20 protein-coding genes and 1 other annotated feature are annotated in these 16,703 nt (G+C 42.9%); of the genes, 18 read left to right on the top strand and 2 right to left on the bottom strand.

Features of this window, described 5'->3' with window-relative positions; genetic code table 11:
• The first annotated feature begins 37 nt into the window (after positions 1 to 37).
• The 15 genes from radC to pheA all read left to right on the top strand — a co-directional run bounded on the left by radC (position 38) and on the right by pheA (position 11,257).
• A complete protein-coding gene (gene radC, locus V7L95_RS00690) occupies positions 38 to 712 on the top strand; it encodes a DNA repair protein RadC (RefSeq protein ID WP_026050121.1) in 675 nt (224 codons plus the stop codon).
• 90 nt (positions 713 to 802) lie between these two features.
• Positions 803 to 1,822 (top strand): rod shape-determining protein, encoded by a 1,020-nt coding sequence (locus tag V7L95_RS00685; protein WP_007501538.1) that lies wholly within the window; start codon positions 803 to 805, stop codon positions 1,820 to 1,822.
• Between the two features lie 27 nt (positions 1,823 to 1,849).
• Complete coding sequence (gene mreC, locus V7L95_RS00680; RefSeq protein WP_007501536.1) at positions 1,850 to 2,749, top strand: rod shape-determining protein MreC; 900 nt, start codon at positions 1,850 to 1,852, stop codon at positions 2,747 to 2,749.
• Positions 2,746 to 3,264 carry a rod shape-determining protein MreD gene (gene mreD / locus V7L95_RS00675; protein ID WP_017358135.1) on the top strand — a complete coding sequence of 173 codons (519 nt, stop codon included), beginning with the start codon at positions 2,746 to 2,748 and terminating at the stop codon, positions 3,262 to 3,264. Before mreC ends, mreD begins: the two co-directional genes overlap by 4 nt.
• A gap of 54 nt (positions 3,265 to 3,318) precedes the next feature.
• On the top strand, positions 3,319 to 4,002 hold the full coding sequence (gene minC, locus V7L95_RS00670; protein WP_007501533.1) for a septum site-determining protein MinC: 684 nt from the start codon (positions 3,319 to 3,321) through the stop codon (positions 4,000 to 4,002).
• A 2-nt stretch (positions 4,003 to 4,004) separates the two neighbouring features.
• A complete protein-coding gene (gene minD / locus V7L95_RS00665; protein WP_017358134.1) occupies positions 4,005 to 4,808 on the top strand; it encodes a septum site-determining protein MinD in 804 nt (267 codons plus the stop codon).
• Positions 4,809 to 4,917: 109 nt separating this feature from the next.
• Entirely contained in the window at positions 4,918 to 5,709 is a 792-nt protein-coding gene (locus V7L95_RS00660; protein WP_050827517.1) for a M23 family metallopeptidase, read from the top strand.
• On the top strand, positions 5,702 to 6,571 hold the full coding sequence (locus tag V7L95_RS00655) for a M50 family metallopeptidase (protein ID WP_058213885.1): 870 nt from the start codon (positions 5,702 to 5,704) through the stop codon (positions 6,569 to 6,571). Before V7L95_RS00660 ends, V7L95_RS00655 begins: the two co-directional genes overlap by 8 nt.
• Positions 6,572 to 6,637: 66 nt before the next feature.
• Positions 6,638 to 6,711, top strand: a sequence feature (ribosomal protein L21 leader region).
• 12 nt (positions 6,712 to 6,723) lie between these two features.
• Entirely contained in the window at positions 6,724 to 7,032 is a 309-nt protein-coding gene (gene rplU / locus V7L95_RS00650; protein WP_003216781.1) for a 50S ribosomal protein L21, read from the top strand.
• A 14-nt stretch (positions 7,033 to 7,046) separates the two neighbouring features.
• Positions 7,047 to 7,385, top strand: coding sequence for a ribosomal-processing cysteine protease Prp (locus V7L95_RS00645; protein ID WP_007501524.1), 339 nt, complete (start codon positions 7,047 to 7,049; stop codon positions 7,383 to 7,385).
• A 12-nt stretch (positions 7,386 to 7,397) separates the two neighbouring features.
• The gene (gene rpmA, locus V7L95_RS00640) at positions 7,398 to 7,682 is read left to right on the top strand and encodes a 50S ribosomal protein L27 (protein ID WP_003216586.1); all 285 of its coding nucleotides are present in this window, start codon (positions 7,398 to 7,400) and stop codon (positions 7,680 to 7,682) included.
• Positions 7,683 to 7,959: 277 nt separating this feature from the next.
• On the top strand, positions 7,960 to 8,553 hold the full coding sequence (locus V7L95_RS00635) for a sporulation initiation phosphotransferase B (protein ID WP_007501522.1): 594 nt from the start codon (positions 7,960 to 7,962) through the stop codon (positions 8,551 to 8,553).
• A 21-nt stretch (positions 8,554 to 8,574) separates the two neighbouring features.
• Positions 8,575 to 9,861: a GTPase ObgE gene (obgE, locus tag V7L95_RS00630; RefSeq protein WP_007501521.1), complete on the top strand. Its 1,287-nt coding sequence runs from the start codon at positions 8,575 to 8,577 to the stop codon at positions 9,859 to 9,861.
• 55 nt (positions 9,862 to 9,916) lie between these two features.
• Entirely contained in the window at positions 9,917 to 10,360 is a 444-nt protein-coding gene (locus V7L95_RS00625) for an ACT domain-containing protein (RefSeq protein WP_008342790.1), read from the top strand.
• An 18-nt stretch (positions 10,361 to 10,378) separates the two neighbouring features.
• On the top strand, positions 10,379 to 11,257 hold the full coding sequence (pheA, locus tag V7L95_RS00620; RefSeq protein WP_099496649.1) for a prephenate dehydratase: 879 nt from the start codon (positions 10,379 to 10,381) through the stop codon (positions 11,255 to 11,257).
• Positions 11,258 to 11,281: 24 nt separating this feature from the next.
• On the opposite strand, the gene V7L95_RS00615 is transcribed toward pheA, so the two are convergent.
• Positions 11,282 to 11,821: a transcription repressor NadR gene (locus V7L95_RS00615; protein ID WP_017358132.1), complete on the bottom strand. Its 540-nt coding sequence runs from the start codon at positions 11,819 to 11,821 to the stop codon at positions 11,282 to 11,284.
• Positions 11,822 to 11,824: 3 nt separating this feature from the next.
• Positions 11,825 to 12,973: an IscS subfamily cysteine desulfurase gene (locus V7L95_RS00610; protein WP_340967804.1), complete on the bottom strand. Its 1,149-nt coding sequence runs from the start codon at positions 12,971 to 12,973 to the stop codon at positions 11,825 to 11,827.
• A gap of 92 nt (positions 12,974 to 13,065) precedes the next feature.
• On the opposite strand from V7L95_RS00610, the gene nadB reads away from it, so the two are divergent.
• Genes nadB through nadA form a run of 3 tightly spaced genes read left to right on the top strand, consistent with a single transcriptional unit; the run spans position 13,066 to position 16,578 of the window.
• Positions 13,066 to 14,637 (top strand): L-aspartate oxidase, encoded by a 1,572-nt coding sequence (gene nadB / locus V7L95_RS00605; RefSeq protein ID WP_138826178.1) that lies wholly within the window; start codon positions 13,066 to 13,068, stop codon positions 14,635 to 14,637.
• Positions 14,619 to 15,482: a carboxylating nicotinate-nucleotide diphosphorylase gene (gene nadC / locus V7L95_RS00600; RefSeq protein WP_024718392.1), complete on the top strand. Its 864-nt coding sequence runs from the start codon at positions 14,619 to 14,621 to the stop codon at positions 15,480 to 15,482. The genes nadB and nadC overlap by 19 nt, the downstream gene beginning before the upstream one ends.
• Positions 15,469 to 16,578, top strand: a complete 1,110-nt coding sequence (gene nadA, locus V7L95_RS00595; RefSeq protein WP_138826176.1) for a quinolinate synthase NadA — start codon at positions 15,469 to 15,471, stop codon at positions 16,576 to 16,578. The genes nadC and nadA overlap by 14 nt, the downstream gene beginning before the upstream one ends.
• Positions 16,579 to 16,703 lie beyond the last annotated feature (125 nt).

Raw genomic sequence — 16,703 nt, 5'->3', positions numbered from 1 at the left:
AATCAAAAAAGGAGTGTAGATCTTGAATCATTTCCCTATGCTGCTAAAGCATTTTCCTCATGATGAAAAGCCGCGCGAACGATTTGTCAAATATGGCCCAAGCAGCTTATCAAACCATGAACTTGTCGCGATTCTTTTGAGAACAGGTACAAAAAAGGAATCAGTTCTTCAAGTGTCCGCAAGACTTTTACAAACATTTGGTGGTCTTCGTTCTGTGAAGGAAGCTTCGATTGAAGAATTGTCAAAGATTCGAGGAGTTGGAAAAGCGAAGGCGATCTCTCTTTTAGCTGCTTTAGAACTCGGCACTAGATTACACCATCAAACGACGGACAATCGTTATGTGATCCGCACGCCGGAGGATGGTGCGAATTTTGTGATGGAAGATATGAGATTTTTGACGCAGGAGAATTTCGTTTGTCTTTATCTCAATACCAAAAATCAAGTTCTTCATAAACATACTGTGTTTATCGGAAGTCTAAATTCGTCGATTGTTCACCCGCGCGAAATTTTTAAAGAGGCCTTTAAACGTTCGGCCGCTTCATTTATATGTGTGCACAACCATCCATCTGGAGATCCGACGCCCAGCAGGGAAGATATTGAAGTCACACAGCGACTTTTTGAATGTGGGAAGCTGATTGGAATACAGCTGCTTGATCATCTAGTGATCGGTGATCAAAAATTTGTGAGTTTGAAGGAAAAAGGGTATTTGTAACACTTTTTTTTTCAATGTTTTACGATATAATAGAGTTTATGAGTTTTTCCCTAAAGGGAATTTTGGTTTAAGAAAGGAAGATACATACATATGTTTGGAATTGGTACAAAAGACCTTGGAATAGATCTTGGAACAGCGAATACGCTTGTTTTTATTAAAGGAAAAGGCATTGTTGTGAGAGAACCTTCGGTCGTAGCTTTGGAAACTGATACGAAGTCTATAGTGGCGGTTGGAAATGACGCTAGAAACATGATCGGTCGTACACCTGGTAATGTTGTGGCACTGCGCCCAATGAAAGACGGAGTCATTGCAGACTACGAGACGACAGCAACAATGATGAAATATTACATTAATCAAGCATTAAAAGGTAAAGGGCTTTTTGCTCGTAAACCTTACGTGATGGTGTGTGTACCATCTGGTATTACAGCAGTAGAAGAGCGTGCAGTCATTGATGCAACAAGACAAGCTGGTGCTCGTGACGCATACCCTATTGAAGAGCCATTTGCTGCGGCAATCGGTGCTAACCTTCCTGTATGGGAGCCAACTGGAAGCATGGTTGTAGATATTGGCGGCGGTACAACAGAAGTAGCCATTATTTCACTTGGCGGTATTGTGACATCTCAATCGATCCGTGTTGCAGGAGACGAAATGGATGATGCGATCAGCAGCTACATTCGTAAAACGTATAATCTTATGATTGGTGATCGCACGTCAGAAGCGATTAAAATGGAAATCGGTTCTGCGCAGCCTGACGTACATGATGAGATGGACATTCGCGGCCGTGACCTTTTAACAGGTCTGCCAAAAACGATCTCTATTACGGCAGAAGAAATTGCAAAAGCGCTTCGCGATACGGTGGAAACAATTGTCGATGCGGTCAAAATGACACTTGAAAAAACGCCACCTGAGCTAGCAGCAGATATTATGGACCGTGGAATTGTGTTAACAGGCGGCGGTGCATTGCTACGTAATCTTGACAAAGTCATTAGTGATGAAACAAAAATGCCGGTCATTATTGCTGAAGATCCGCTTGACTGTGTGGCGATCGGAACAGGGAAAGCACTAGAACATATTCACTTGTTCAAAGGAAAATCTAAAGATAATCGATAATTGGGCGTAAATAAAGAGGTGTAAGACATGCCGCAGTTTTTTATGAATAAAAGATTAATGTTGCTCCTTGTCTGTGTCATCGTACTGGTGGCCATGATTGGTTTTTCAGTGAAAAGCGGCAGAGGTGCTTCATGGCCGGAAAAATTAGTGGGGGATACGACAGGCTTTTTTCAAGGTGTCTTTCATAAACCATCACAATTTATTGCCGGTATTTATGGGAACGTACAAGATTTAAAGAACACATATGATGAAAACGAGCGACTTCGAAAAAAACTTGATGGACAAACCCAATATGAGGCGAAACTTCAAGAACTAGAAGATGAGAACAAAAAGCTTCGCAAGCAGCTCGGATATGTGAACTCTATTCGTGACTACACGCCCATTCTTTCAACAGTCATTGCGAGAAACCCGTCCCTTTGGGATAGTTTTGTCATGATTGATAAAGGGAAAAAACAAGGCGTTGAAAAAGATATGGCGGTCACAAATGAGAGTGGTGCGTTAATTGGGAAAATTGAAAGTGATAAGCTCAACAATTTTACGTCGACTGTAAGGTTGCTAAGCTCTACAGATCAAAATAATAGAATTTCAACGAAAATTTTTGCGAAAAAGGGCAAAGAAGAACTCAATGGAATCATTAACGGTTATGACAGCAAGAAAAAAATGCTGACAATGAACATTTTAAAATCCGATGCTGATGGGGATGTCAAAAAAGGAGATCTTGTTGAAACATCTGGAGCAGGGGGCGTATTCCCGCAGGGCTTGACGATTGGAAAGGTAAGCGAAATTGAGCCGGACCATTACGGACTGACAAAAATTATTTATGTAGAACCAGCTGCTGAACTCAATAATTTAGACCGTGTGATTGTTGTGAATCGCAGCACAAGTACGGCAGACGCATCTCAATTAACGAAGGAGGAAGGCTCGTGAAACGTGTCCTTCTTGCTTTCGTCATGTTGTTTATTTTCGTATTTGACAGTATTTTTGTCGATTTAGTGAAGCTCCCATTTGTTTCAGACAATCAAATTTTAGCGCCTCATTTCATCTTACTCGCACTTGTATTTATGACAGCTTTTGTGAATCAAAAATATGGTGTGATTTATGGATTTATCTTTGGACTTTTATATGATATTTCGTATACAGGTATTCTTGGTGTTCATATGTTTGGCTTTGGTGCGCTCTGCTATTTGTTAGCAAAAGCCTTCAAAGTCCTCCAAACGAATATGTTAGTCGTTGTCTTTCTGTCGGTGATTGCTGTTGCAGTGATGGAGTTTTATGTGTACGGTGTTCAAGCGACGATTCAACCAGATATTATGCCTTTTAATACGTATGTCATCGAACGCTTTATTCCAACGATTCTTTTAAATACTGCTGCGTCTCTCATACTTGTTGTGCCGCTTAGGCTCTTTTTCATCAATGTGAAACAAGGACTGATCGACGAATAAAAGCAGGAGTTTGTCCAATTACGGCGAAATGAGTATGTTGTTGAGGTGAGCATCTTGAAAACTCAAAAACAGCAGTATGTGACAATAAAAGGTACAAAAAACGGATTAACATTACAGTTAAATGATGACTGTTCGTTTGAAGACCTTCTTTCTGGCTTGCGAGAGGTTCTTTTACTTGAGCAATATACAGACGGAAGAGAAGGACATAAAGTCAATGTGCATATTAAACTTGGTTTTCGATATTTAACAGAGGATCAAGAGGCGCGTTTAACTGAAGCGGTGTCTGAAAATGAACATCTTGTCATTCACTCTATTGAAAGTGACGTCATGTCAACTGAAGAGGCGAGACGTTTAAAAGCAGAGGCTGAGATTACTTCTGTAGCAAAAATTGTACGCTCTGGACAGGTGCTTTATGTCGAAGGGGATCTCTTATTAATAGGAGATGTCAACCCTGGCGGAACCATTCGTGCAGGGGGGAATATTTTTGTGCTCGGTGCGTTAAAAGGTGTAGCGCATGCTGGATGTAATGGAAACAAGCAAGCTGTGATTGCAGCATCTCATATGATTCCAACCCAGCTTCGCATCGCACAGGTGTTTAACCGTGCACCGGATCAAAAAGAAGATGGAAATGAAATGGAATGTGCTTATTTAGATATAGATGGCAATATGATCATTGAACGCCTGCAGCAATTGGCTCATATAAGACCTAATCTGACAAGGCTTGAGGGAGGAATGTGAAATTGGGCGAGGCTATTGTGATTACCTCAGGAAAAGGCGGCGTTGGCAAAACAACAACATCTGCAAACTTAGGCACAGCACTAGCAATTCAAGGGAAAAAAGTGTGTCTAGTTGATACCGACATCGGCCTTCGGAATTTAGATGTCGTGATGGGGCTTGAAAACCGCATTATTTATGATCTAGTCGATGTAGTAGAAGGAAGATGCAAGATTCACCAAGCGCTTGTGAAGGATAAGCGGTTCGAGGATCTGTTGTATCTTTTACCTGCTGCTCAAACAAGCGATAAAACGGCGGTAGAGCCGGAGCAGATCAAAGAATTAATTCAATCATTGAAACAAGACTTTGATTATGTTGTCATTGATTGCCCTGCTGGAATTGAGCAAGGCTTTAAAAATGCTGTATCAGGTGCTGACAAAGCGATTGTGGTCACGACACCTGAAATCTCAGCTGTGAGAGATGCAGACCGAATTATCGGCTTGCTGGAACAAGAGGATATTGAACCGCCTCGTTTGATTGTGAACCGCATTCGTACACACATGGCGAAAAATGGCGATTCGATGGATGTGGATGAAGTTGTTCATCATTTATCAATTGATCTTCTCGGCATTGTAGCCGATGATGATGATGTCATTAAGGCTTCAAACAATGGTGAACCGATTGTCATGGATGCTAAAAATAAAGTTTCCATTGCGTATCGCAATATTGCTCGCCGCGTACTAGGTGAATCTGTTCCTCTTCAATCCTTTGAAGAAGAAAACAAAGGGATGTTTGCAAAGCTGAAAGCATTTTTCGGTGTAAGAGCATAATGATTCACGTGAGATGAGACCGATTCGATGAGAATCGGTCTTTTTGTTGCATATCATATGAGGTCGCCACATAAAATGTACAAACTGTTTGTATGTAAAGGGTGATCTTATGAAAAGAGTGGACGAGTATCGAAAGAAAATAGCGCAGCGCCGCAAAATGAAGCAGCCAGCTGCTGCCCCTAAGAAGGCAGCTTTCAAGAAGAAAGATGATATTCCGCCATGGGTCATGTTAACAGAAGAAGAAAAGCATTCTGGCTCGGCTTCCTACGAGTCAACGTCTCACCAAACGAAAAAATTTCGCCATCCGTTATTTCATTCAAATACGTTTGTGCTTAAATGTTTACTTTCTGCCTCTCTTGTACTGATTGCCGCTATTTCATTTAAAGGGCAGGCGGGGCCTTTTCAGCAGCTGAAGCCGATGATCAGTCAAACCTTTGAACAAGATTTTCAATTTGCCGCCGCCAACCGGTGGTTTGAGAAAACTGTCGGAAACCCACTTGCCTTTTTAACCGATAGAAAAGAAGGGCAAAAGGACGTACAAGCCAATCAAGAACTGGCTGTCCCTGCCTCTGGAAAAGTACAGGAATCCTTCACGCAAAATGGTGCCGGAGTCAAAGTTGAAACATCTGCTGAAGCCATCGATAGTATGAAAGAAGGCTATGTCGTAGAAGTGAAAAAGAAAAGTGATACAGGGCTCACAGTCGTGGTGCAGCATGCAGATAACAGCTACAGCTGGTACGGCCAACTAAAAGAAGCCGATGTGGCTTTATACGATTTTGTCGATAAGGGGGAAAAAATTGGTCAAATTGCGCTTGATGAACAAGGGAAGGGGACATATTACTTCGCCATTAAGCAAAATGAACAGTTTATTGATCCCATTCAGGTGATGACCTTTGAATAGATGGCTGCTCATGCTGACAAAGGTCCATGTTCACCCGCTCCTTTGGATAGTCATGGCATTTGCCTTGCTATCAGGTCAAATTAAGCCGCTGCTTTGTCTGCTCATCATCGTCTGTGTCCATGAGCTTGGACATGCAGCGGCTGCTTGTTATTATCACTGGCGGATTCGGCGGATTTTTTTACTGCCATTTGGCGGGGCGGTAGAAGTAGAAGAGCATGGCAACCGTCCGCTAAAAGAAGAACTGGCGGTCATTTTATGCGGACCGATTCAGCATGTCCCGCTCCAGCTCGTCGCCTGGCTTCTCATGGAAGCCTCACTTATTTCATATGACGTCTTTACGATGTTTACTTTTTATAATATAGCGATTTTTCTAGTGAACCTTTTGCCCATTTGGCCGCTTGATGGCGGAAAATTATTCTTTTTGCTCTTATCTGTTTTTTACCCTTTCCAACAGGCACATGCCCTTGCAATAAAAGGCTCACTCATTTTTTTCGGTCTTTTGACAGCAGGGTTACTCTGTTTTGCTCCGCTGCAATTCAACGGCTGGATCCTGCTCACTTTTTTAGCCTACTCGCTTGTGATGGAGCACCGGCAGCGGCATTATATCAGGGTACGTTTTTTACTAGAACGTTATTACGGTAAAAAAGAGCAAAAGGTAGAGAAACTCATTCCGCTGAGAGCCAGTGCTGAGGAGAAAATATATGAAGTGATGGCGCGATTCCAAAGGGGCTGTAAGCATCCCATTATTATCGAACGGAATGGTGTGAAAATGAGCCAGCTCGATGAAAATGAATTGCTCCATGCTTATTTTTCAGATCGAAGAACCACCTCTTCCATGGAAGATCTTCTTTTGCCGTACTAATGGTGAAAATACATTGACATTCAGCGTCTAATTTGATATATTTTTTAATGTTATGGATATGTAGCACCCGTGCTACAACCGCGCGGAGCAGGTGTAAAGTGCCTATTGGCCCCCTGTATTCGGCGAGTCTGAGTTTATTAGGAGGTGCAGAGATGTACGCAATTATCGAAACTGGTGGCAAACAAGTAAAAGTTGAAGAAGGTCAAACTGTTTATGTTGAAAAACTAGCTGCTGAAGCAGGTGAAACAGTTACTTTCGAAAACGTATTGTTTGTCGGCGGAGACACTGTCAAAGTGGGTAACCCTTCAGTTGCTGGAGCAACAGTAACGGCTAAAGTTGAAAAACAAGGTCGCGGTAAAAAAATTACTGTGTTCAAGTACAAACCGAAGAAAAACAACCACAAGAAACAAGGTCATCGTCAACCTTACACTAAAGTTGTTATCGAAAAAATCAACGCTTAAGGCGTGTGAGTGATATGATCAAAGCAACCATTACTCGGTCGCCAGCAGATGAAAGCATTACGTCTTTTCAGATGACTGGACATGCCGAGTTTGCTGAAAAAGGTCAGGATCTCGTTTGTGCAGGTGTATCTGCTGTTGTTTTCGGGTCAGTCAATTCAATTATTGCACTGACAGGAATGGATCCACTGCTTGATATTGGAGATGAAGGCGGGTATTTCTCTTTTGAACTGCCAGCTGATACAGATCCAGTCACCTTTGAAAAAGCCCAGTTGCTTTTAGAAGGCATGGTCGTTTCCTTAGAAACAATTGAACGAGATTATCACGATTATGTGAGAATATCTACAAAAAAATAGGAGGTGAACTTCATGCTTAGATTAGATCTTCAATTTTTCGCATCTAAAAAAGGGGTAGGTTCTACAAAGAACGGACGTGACTCTGAGTCTAAACGTTTAGGCGCTAAACGTGCTGATGGTCAATTCGTAACTGGTGGTTCTATCCTTTATCGTCAACGTGGAACGAAAATCTATCCAGGTGAAAACGTTGGACGCGGAGGCGACGACACTCTTTTCGCTAAAATCGACGGAACAGTTAAATTCGAACGTTTCGGTCGTGACCGTAAAAAAGTGAGCGTATATCCTGCGGCACAATAATTGCTAAAAACTCCGGTCATTGACTGGAGTTTTTTTCACTATTCAGGGAGCTTTTGCGCTTTTTACAAGTAGTACCGAAGATGATAAAAGAAGATGCACTCCATAAATATCAAAGAATGTTTGCTGACTTTGCCTCATTTTCTCCTATACGATCAGAAAAAACAACCTTTCCTCACATAACTAGTGTTTTTCTAAGCTGTCTTCTCTGTTATAATTCAGGGAGACATATTGATGATAAGACTCCTAAAAGAGAGACCAAACGATTGGGAGTGCGATAATGGAAGAGATACCAAGTAAACAAAACGAAAAATTAACTCACGTTGCATTAACGAATGAATTGATCCATCTGCTTAGTCGTTCAAGACACGACTGGATGAATAAATTGCAGTTAATCAAAGGCAACTTGACATTAGAAAAATATGACCGAGTGTTCGAAATAATAGAAGAAATGGTCATTGAAGCACAGCATGAATCCAAACTCTCAAATTTAAAAATTCCCCAATTGGCCTATTACTTTCTAACCTTTAATTGGGAGTCGCATTTTATCACCCTAGAATATGAAGTGCTTGGTGAAACCCGAGACTTATCAGCATATGAATCGCAGCTGCTAACGGTATCACGGGAGTTGTTTTCGATATTCGATCAATCAGTTTGCCAAAAAACTGAAAATCATTTAACGGTCACTTTCCAAACGGATCATGAAGAGAATGATGTGATCTTATATTTTGATTTCAAAGGAAAATTAACAAGTTTGGATGCGTTAAATGCGTTTCATGACGCAAACTATCCATGTATGAGTATAACGCAATTTCATGTGACGAATCACGAGTCCATGATTGAGCTTTGTTTGAGGCAAGAACGAGATATGTGATGCAGAGAAACGGAGGAAGTTATGTTTGTAGATCAGGTTAAAGTGTATGTTAAAGGCGGTGACGGCGGAAACGGTATGGTGGCGTTCCGTCGTGAAAAATATGTGCCAAAAGGCGGGCCAGCTGGCGGCGACGGCGGAAATGGTGCAGATGTAGTTTTTGAAGTAGACGAAGGACTCAGAACGTTAATGGACTTTCGTTATAAGCGTCATTTCAAGGCGGACCGCGGTGAGCATGGAATGAGTAAAAACCAGCATGGCCGAAATGCGGAAGAAATGATTGTTAAAGTTCCGCCGGGTACAGTTGTGACAGATGCTGAGACGGAACAAGTACTAGCTGACTTGACAGAGCATGGACAGCGGGCTGTGATTGCCAAAGGTGGACGTGGCGGACGTGGAAATTCACGCTTCGCAACACCAGCAAACCCTGCACCACAGCTGTCTGAAAACGGTGAGCCAGGTAAAGAACGTGACGTCATCTTAGAATTAAAAGTACTTGCAGATGTTGGACTTGTTGGTTTCCCAAGTGTCGGGAAGTCAACGCTGCTTTCGATTGTCTCTTCTGCGAAACCAAAAATTGCGGATTATCATTTTACAACGCTTGTGCCAAACCTCGGAGTTGTTGAAACAGACGATAACCGAAGCTTTGTCATGGCGGATCTGCCAGGACTGATCGAAGGAGCGCACGAAGGTGTTGGCTTAGGTCATCAATTTTTACGCCACATTGAACGTACACGTGTCATTGTCCATGTCATTGATATGTCTGGACTTGAAGGGCGTGACCCATACGAAGATTACGTGACGATTAACGAAGAGCTTGAGCAATACAATATGAGATTGACAGAGCGTCCGCAAATCATTGTAGCGAACAAAATGGACATGCCGGATGCAGCTGACAATCTAGCGGCATTTAAAGAAAAATTAACAGATGACTATAAAGTGTTCCCAATTAGTGCGATCACAAGAGAAGGGCTTCGTGAGCTCTTATTTGAAATCGCCAATCAGCTTGAAACAACACCGGAATTCCCGCTCTACAATGAAGAAGAGCTCTCTGATAACCGTGTGATGTACAAGTTTGATGAAGGAGAAGCAGCATTTGAGATCTCAAGAGATCCTGATGGTACGTTTGTCTTAACTGGTAAAGCACTTGAGCGACTGTTTAAGATGACAGATTTCTCAAGAGACGAGTCAGTGAAACGATTCTCTAGACAGCTGCGCGGAATGGGCGTTGATGATGCCCTGCGTGAACGTGGTGCAAAAGATGGAGACATCATTCGTCTGCTTGAATTTGAATTTGAATTTATCGATTGATCAAAAGGAGGGTCCAGTTCATGGGCTCTCCCGTTTTTAAAAGGGGAGAAAACAGGTGAAAGAAGAAACGTTCTATTTAGTAAGAGAGGATGTACTTCCGGATGCGATGCGAAAAACGCTTGAAGTCAAAAAGCTTCTCGATCGCAAAAAAGCGGATTCAGTTGCCGATGCTGTTCAAAAAGCGGATTTAAGCCGCAGTGCTTTTTATAAATATCGAGATGCTGTTTTTCCATTTTATACAATGGTCAAGGAGCAGATCATCACATTGTTTTTCCACCTGGAGGATCGGTCTGGGGCTTTGTCTAGGCTGCTGCAAATTGTGGCTGACTCTGGCTGTAATGTGTTATCCATTCACCAAACGATTCCGCTGCAAGGAAGAGCGAATGTCACCCTGTCGATCAGTACGGCCGGCATGGCAGATGATATCAATACAGTCATGAATCAATTAAGAAAACTTGAATTTGTCGAAAAAGTTGAAATTCTAGGTTCTGGGGCGTAAAAGGAGAGATCATAGCAGATGAAGCAATTAACGGTAGGTTACTTTGGACCAGAGGCCACATTTACTCATTTGGCTGTCTGTTCTTGTTTTCCAAAAGATGCAGAGCAGCGGGCTTATGCAACCATTCCGCAATGTATGGATGCAGTGTCAAAGGGAGAAGTAGATTTGGCGGTCGTTCCACTTGAAAATGCACTCGAAGGATCTGTGAACTTAACGATTGATTATTTAATTCATGAGGACGCTTTGTCCATTGTGGGCGAAATGACAGCACCGATTCGCCAGCACCTGCTTGTCCATCCATCGAGAGCGGAGAGCTGGGAGACATTAGATGTGATTCAGTCACATCCGCACGCCATTGCGCAGTGTCATCAATTTTTGAAGAGGCAGTTCCCTGATATTCCGCATCGGCCAGTGGAATCAACAGGCTATGCAGCAAAATACATCAGTGAGCATCCAAATGAAGCTGTTGGTGCGATTGCAAATGAAATCGCCGCAAAAACGTACGGATTGACGATTGCGAAAAAAGACATTCATGATTATCCGCACAATCATACACGCTTTGTTATTTTACATAAAGAGGCGAAGGCGTCGTTCCCAATGAATTCTGGTTTTTCTTCAAAGCCAAAAACGACCATTGTTGTCAGCCTGCCAAAGGATGATCAGTCAGGTGCATTGCACCGTGTGTTATCAGCTTTTTCATGGCGGAATCTCAATTTGTCCAAAATTGAATCGCGTCCGACAAAAACAGGCCTTGGACACTATTTATTTATCATTGATATCGAAAAAGAGATGGATGATGTACTTGTCCCTGGCGCCATTCAAGAATTAGAAGCGATTGGCTGTGAAGTGAAACTACTCGGCAGCTATCAAACATATGAATTAACGAATGAAAAATAGTGTCCTCTTGGGGACACTATTTTTTTAGTCTTTAATGAGAAATCCAGCGTCATCAAGCGCTTGAATGGCTTGGTCAAGCTGCTTTTGGCTGTATGAAGTAAGGGTATGTAAGTGTACGCCGTCTGTCAGCTCTGATAAGTAGGAGGCGCCCGTATTAGAAATATGATGAACGAAGTCAGCCACTTGTTTGCGCGTACTCACTCGAATAGAGGCCGTCAGCTCCCCGTAGACAGGGTGCTCAATGATCACGTCTTTCACCGTTACACCGTAGTCTACAATCAGTGTCAGCTCCTCTTCTGTACGATGAGGATCGTGCTTGCAAGCGATAATCTGTTCAATTTCAGTTTCCGGTGTATGCTGTGCCATATACACATAGCCTTGGCTTGTAGCAATAATGGGTTCGTTTTTTGCTTTTAGTAATGAAATATCTTGTACAATGACTTGTCGTGAGACAGCGGCTTTTTTAGCTAAAAAACTTCCGGTGAGTGGTGTATCAGTCTCTTGTAGCCACTTTAAAATGGCGTTTCTTCTTTCTTCGCCAATGAGTTTTCTCTCTTGTTCCACGTTTTATGCTCCTTTCTTCTCCTTTTGCAAGCTTTCAAATGTATGCAAAAGCTGATCGATGTCATCCTTTGATGATCCTCGTCCAAATGATAGTCGAATGAATTGAAGGGCATCACGATCTGATACATGTAATGCCTTCACAGCAGGGGAAGGGTGGTGATAACCAGAAGCGCACGCACTTCCTGTGGATATACAAATCCCATGCCGGTTACAAGCTAACATTACATATTGTCCTTCAAACTCTTCAAAAAAACAACCAATAATATGAGACAGCATGCGGCGCTGGTCACTTTCTTGCAGCATGCGGACAGGCAGCTTCCGTTTTTTTAGCTGCTGAAGAAAATAATCACGAAGCTGAATATCCAGCTGCTGCTGTTGATCTATTTTCAACATGATTTGCTCGCTCGCGGCAACAAAAGCACCGATGCATGGAACGTTCACTGTCCCTGGGCGTAGACCATTTTCCTGTACAGTATCTTGATATATAGGCTTCCAAGGGACATGTGCCCCCATATAGACAGCACCGGCGCCCTTAGGTGCATACACTTTATGACTCGAAATGGAGAGGGCATCAACCCCAAGTTCTTTAATCGACACATGCATTTTTCCGAATGTCTGCACTGCATCTGTATGAAAAAGAATATCTCTTTCTTTTAAGAGCGTTGCTAATTCAGCTAATGGCTGAATAATCCCAGTTTCTGAGTTGGCATGCTGGATGGATACTAGTCCGGTTTCAGGCAATAGAGCCTGTTTGAGAATCTCCTTTGTGATGATTCCTTCTTGATTCGGTTCTATGAACGTCACCTTCACACCGAGACGCTGCAAGGCATTGACCGCATGATGAACGGAAGGGTGCTCTACTGTTGTGGTAATGACATGCTGTTTATGTGGAGGTAGCCCATTTATGATCGATTGAATCGCAAGGATATTGGAATCAGTTCCGCCACTTGTAAAGTAAATACCATCAGGTTCGCCTCCAAGAATCGCTGCAAGTGATTGTCTGCTGTAAGCCAAGATTTCATTTGCTCTTCCTCCTGCATCATGCAGGCTGCTCGCATTTCCGTAACATTCTTTGCTCAACTGCTGAAATACATGCAGTGATTCCTCAGAAACAGGTGTAGAAGCTGCATAATCTAAATAAATCAAATCCATCCATCTCCTGTGTGAAAATTTTTTCTTGTATTTATTGTAGTGTTATGTAATGATATGTGTCAAGACAGGTGTAAATGACAGGAGGGGCGATTGTGTCATCTATCAAAAAAGTCATTGTGGTGGGGTCGGGCATTGCGGCTCTTTCATTTGTGAATACGATCTCAGAGAACTGCCAAGTCATCATGATGACAAAAAAACAATTTTCCTCTAGTAATTCCATGCTTGCACAAGGGGGAATCGCTGCAGCCTTTTCCGTACATGATTCTGTCGATCAGCATGTGCAAGACACTTTAGCTGCGGGGTGTGGTCACAATGATGACAAAACTGTACAGGAGATCGTCCGTCATGGAAAAGATCTTGTAAAGAAGCTCGTAGAAGAGGGCTGCCCATTTGATCGAGATGAAACGGGAATCCCGCAGTTAGGTAAAGAGGGAGCCCATACGACCCATCGTATTCTGCATGCAGGAGGAGATCAAACGGGAAAAACCCTCGTGCAGTTTTTGAAAGGGAAGCTCGGCTCACACATTCATGTATACGAAAACCATCATGTCATGGATCTATTAGTTCATGAAGGGATATGTACCGGTGTTGTGTGGAAAGACGAGAAAGGTCATGTACATACAATGACCGCGGATGCAGTTGTATTATCCACTGGCGGCTGTGGATCCTTATATGAAACAAACACAAATGATCCGTCTGTGACAGGAGATGGTCTGATGATGGCCTATCGCGCAGGGGCACAGCTAGTAGATCTCGAATTTGTGCAATTCCATCCGACCCTTTTGACCACTTCAGGTAAAGCGATCGGTCTCGTATCAGAGGCAGTCAGGGGAGAGGGCGCCTATTTAGAAGATGAATCAGGCAGACGGATCATGAAAGGAATCCACCCGCAGAGCGATTTAGCGCCTAGAGATGTGGTGGCAAGGACTATTTTCCATGAGCAGCAACTCGGTCATTCCATTTATCTGAACATCCGTGACATTCCGCATTTTTCTGCACGTTTTCCTGCGATTGCTTCGATGTGTCAGCGTGCGGGAGTTGATATGGCAAGCGGAAGGCTGCCAGTTTCACCCGGTATGCACTTTTTAATGGGTGGAATTAAGGTGAATGAACATGGAGAAACAACAGTTCCATCACTTTTTGCCATTGGTGAAGCAGCTTGTACAGGTTTACACGGCGCCAATCGACTGGCAAGTAATTCGCTCTTAGAAGGTCTCGTTTTAGGAAACAACGCAGCACGGTATATTGAGCGGTTGCAAGCCCGGCAAGATAAAAACCTTGCTCCTTCCATTCAAGAAGTATGGTCTGTCCCAACGGTGTCACTGGCTCAGCTCAGAAAATGGATGACAGCATATGCCGCAATTGTGAGAGATGAGAAAGGCTTACAGACTTTGCTCGATCATTTAGAACAAGTCTCTTTTCAGCAAATCAATGTGAAGAATATCACAAATGAACAGATCGAAATAACGAATCAATGGGCTTTAGCCATATGCCTTGTCAAATCTGCATTACTCCGAACAGAAAGCAGGGGCGGTCATTATCGCACAGATTATCCTAATCGGCATGATGCTTCGTGGCGAGCAAAACAGATTGTACATGAACAGGGCCATATTTATATCGTAAAAAATGAAAGGATTGGTGCCAAATGGAACGTTTACAGTTAAAGCAAATGCTCACTCATTTTTTAAAAGAAGATATTGGGTTTGGAGATGTATCCGCTGATGCCATCTTTGGAGACAAGAAAGGAACAGCTTACATCATGGCGAAACAATCAGGCGTATTGGCCGGGACGCAAGTCATTGATATGGGATACAAACTGCTGAATGAACAAGTTCAAACTGAGCTGTTTTTCCAGGAAGGTGATTGGATTCAGGAAGGGGCTGTACTGGCACAAATAACAGGCCCCGTCAACGACTTGCTGAAAGGGGAGCGGGTGGTGTTGAATATCCTGCAAAGAATGACAGGGATTGCTACACTAACGCATGAAGCAGTAGAGCGATTAGCTGATCCATCTATTACGATTTGTGATACGAGAAAGACGACACCCGGTTTGCGCATGCTGGAGAAGTACGCAGTAAAAGTCGGAGGCGGAAAGAATCATCGTTTCGGCTTATCCGATGGGGTGATGATTAAAGATAATCATATTGCGGCTTGTGGTTCTATCAGGGAAGCTGTGGAGAAAGCAAGAGCATACGCCGGTCATATGGTGAAAATTGAAGTGGAAATTGAATCAGAAGCACAGCTGATGGAAGCCATTGATGCCAAAGCAGATGTCATCATGTTTGACAACTGCTCTCCAGACGAAGTGAAGCGCTTTAAACAAATGACCCCTGAAACCATATTGACAGAGGCATCAGGCGGTATCACGTTGGAGAATGTGGCTAACTACCGGGGGACAGGTGTAGACCTTATTTCACTTGGATTCCTCACACATTCTGCTCCATCATTCGATTTTAGTATGAATATGGAATTCAGCCATAAAGGGGGAACGACTCATGTCCATGCTTGATGTGTTAGCAGCGCAGCATACAGCCATGATGCCAGATGAATATAAACAGCGCTCTTATGATGAAATGATAGAGAGAGTATTAGAGATTAAACGCGCCTTTGGATCAAAGCTTTTTATACCGGGTCATCATTATCAAAAAGATGAAGTCATCCAATTTGCTGATGTGACAGGTGATTCATTGCAGCTTGCACAAATTGCTGCTGACAATCACGAAGCAGAATACATTGTATTTTGCGGGGTTCATTTTATGGCAGAAACGGCCGATATGCTATCAAAAAAGAATCAGCACGTCTTTTTGCCAGATATGAGAGCAGGTTGTTCAATGGCAGATATGGCGAATATGAAACAAACAGACAGGGCGTGGGATCAGCTCACTGAGCTGTTTGGAGATACGATCCTTCCGCTGACTTATGTAAACTCAACGGCTGATATTAAAGCATTTGTCGGCAAACATGGCGGATCGACTGTCACATCTTCAAACGCTAAAAAAGTATTGGAGTGGGCGCTGACCCAAAAAGAGCGGATTCTTTTTCTACCTGATCAGCATTTAGGGCGTAACACGGCCTATGATTTAGGGATTCCGCTAGAGGAAATGGCTGTCTGGGATCAAATAGAAGAAAAGCTCATCACCGATCAACCGCTTCATCGAATTAAAATGATTTTATGGAAAGGTCATTGCTCTGTTCATGAGAAATTTACCATTGAGAATATTGAACAAACGAGAAAACGAGACCGTGACATACAGATTCTTGTTCATCCAGAGTGTACGCATGAAGTCGTAAAGGCATCTGATCTAGCTGGTTCAACGAAATTTATTATTGATACGATCAAGCAGGCACCAGCAGGAAGCAAGTGGGCCATTGGAACAGAAATGAATTTAGTGAAACGCATCATTGACCAGCACCCTGACAAACAAATCGAATCCCTCAATCCAGATATGTGTCCATGTTTGACAATGAACCGTATTGATCTGCCTCATCTACTATGGTCACTTGAAAGCATTGAAAAAGGGGAGCCGGTCGGTTTGATTCAAGTGAATGAAGAGACGACAAAAGAGGCATTGCTCGCTTTAAATAAGATGCTGACCATTAAATAATGAAGTGTCCCCTCCTATCAGAAAACAAGTTTTTATCATATCGGCTTGTAAATAGGCATAAATTTATGTTGAAACATATTGTACTTCTGACATAACCGCTACGTTCACGTTTTGCATAGGAGGGG

The organism is Bacillus sp. PPSBB_11, assembly GCF_038023285.1.
GTDB lineage: Bacteria > Bacillota > Bacilli > Bacillales > Bacillaceae > Bacillus > Bacillus altitudinis.
The sequence above is the reverse complement of the archived record's forward strand: the minus strand, read 5'-3'. Positions and strand labels throughout refer to the sequence as shown.

Coding starts and splice junctions, on each gene's coding strand:
- radC (WP_026050121.1), top strand. CDS start 38: ATGCTGCTAAAGCATTTTCCTCATGATGAAAAGCCGCGCGAACGATTT.
- V7L95_RS00685 (WP_007501538.1), top strand. CDS start 803: ATGTTTGGAATTGGTACAAAAGACCTTGGAATAGATCTTGGAACAGCG.
- mreC (WP_007501536.1), top strand. CDS start 1,850: ATGCCGCAGTTTTTTATGAATAAAAGATTAATGTTGCTCCTTGTCTGT.
- V7L95_RS00660 (WP_050827517.1), top strand. CDS start 4,918: ATGAAAAGAGTGGACGAGTATCGAAAGAAAATAGCGCAGCGCCGCAAA.
- rplU (WP_003216781.1), top strand. CDS start 6,724: ATGTACGCAATTATCGAAACTGGTGGCAAACAAGTAAAAGTTGAAGAA.
- V7L95_RS00645 (WP_007501524.1), top strand. CDS start 7,047: ATGATCAAAGCAACCATTACTCGGTCGCCAGCAGATGAAAGCATTACG.
- rpmA (WP_003216586.1), top strand. CDS start 7,398: ATGCTTAGATTAGATCTTCAATTTTTCGCATCTAAAAAAGGGGTAGGT.
- V7L95_RS00635 (WP_007501522.1), top strand. CDS start 7,960: ATGGAAGAGATACCAAGTAAACAAAACGAAAAATTAACTCACGTTGCA.
- obgE (WP_007501521.1), top strand. CDS start 8,575: ATGTTTGTAGATCAGGTTAAAGTGTATGTTAAAGGCGGTGACGGCGGA.
- pheA (WP_099496649.1), top strand. CDS start 10,379: ATGAAGCAATTAACGGTAGGTTACTTTGGACCAGAGGCCACATTTACT.
- V7L95_RS00610 (WP_340967804.1), bottom strand. CDS start 12,973: ATGGATTTGATTTATTTAGATTATGCAGCTTCTACACCTGTTTCTGAG.
- nadC (WP_024718392.1), top strand. CDS start 14,619: ATGGAACGTTTACAGTTAAAGCAAATGCTCACTCATTTTTTAAAAGAA.
- nadA (WP_138826176.1), top strand. CDS start 15,469: ATGTCCATGCTTGATGTGTTAGCAGCGCAGCATACAGCCATGATGCCA.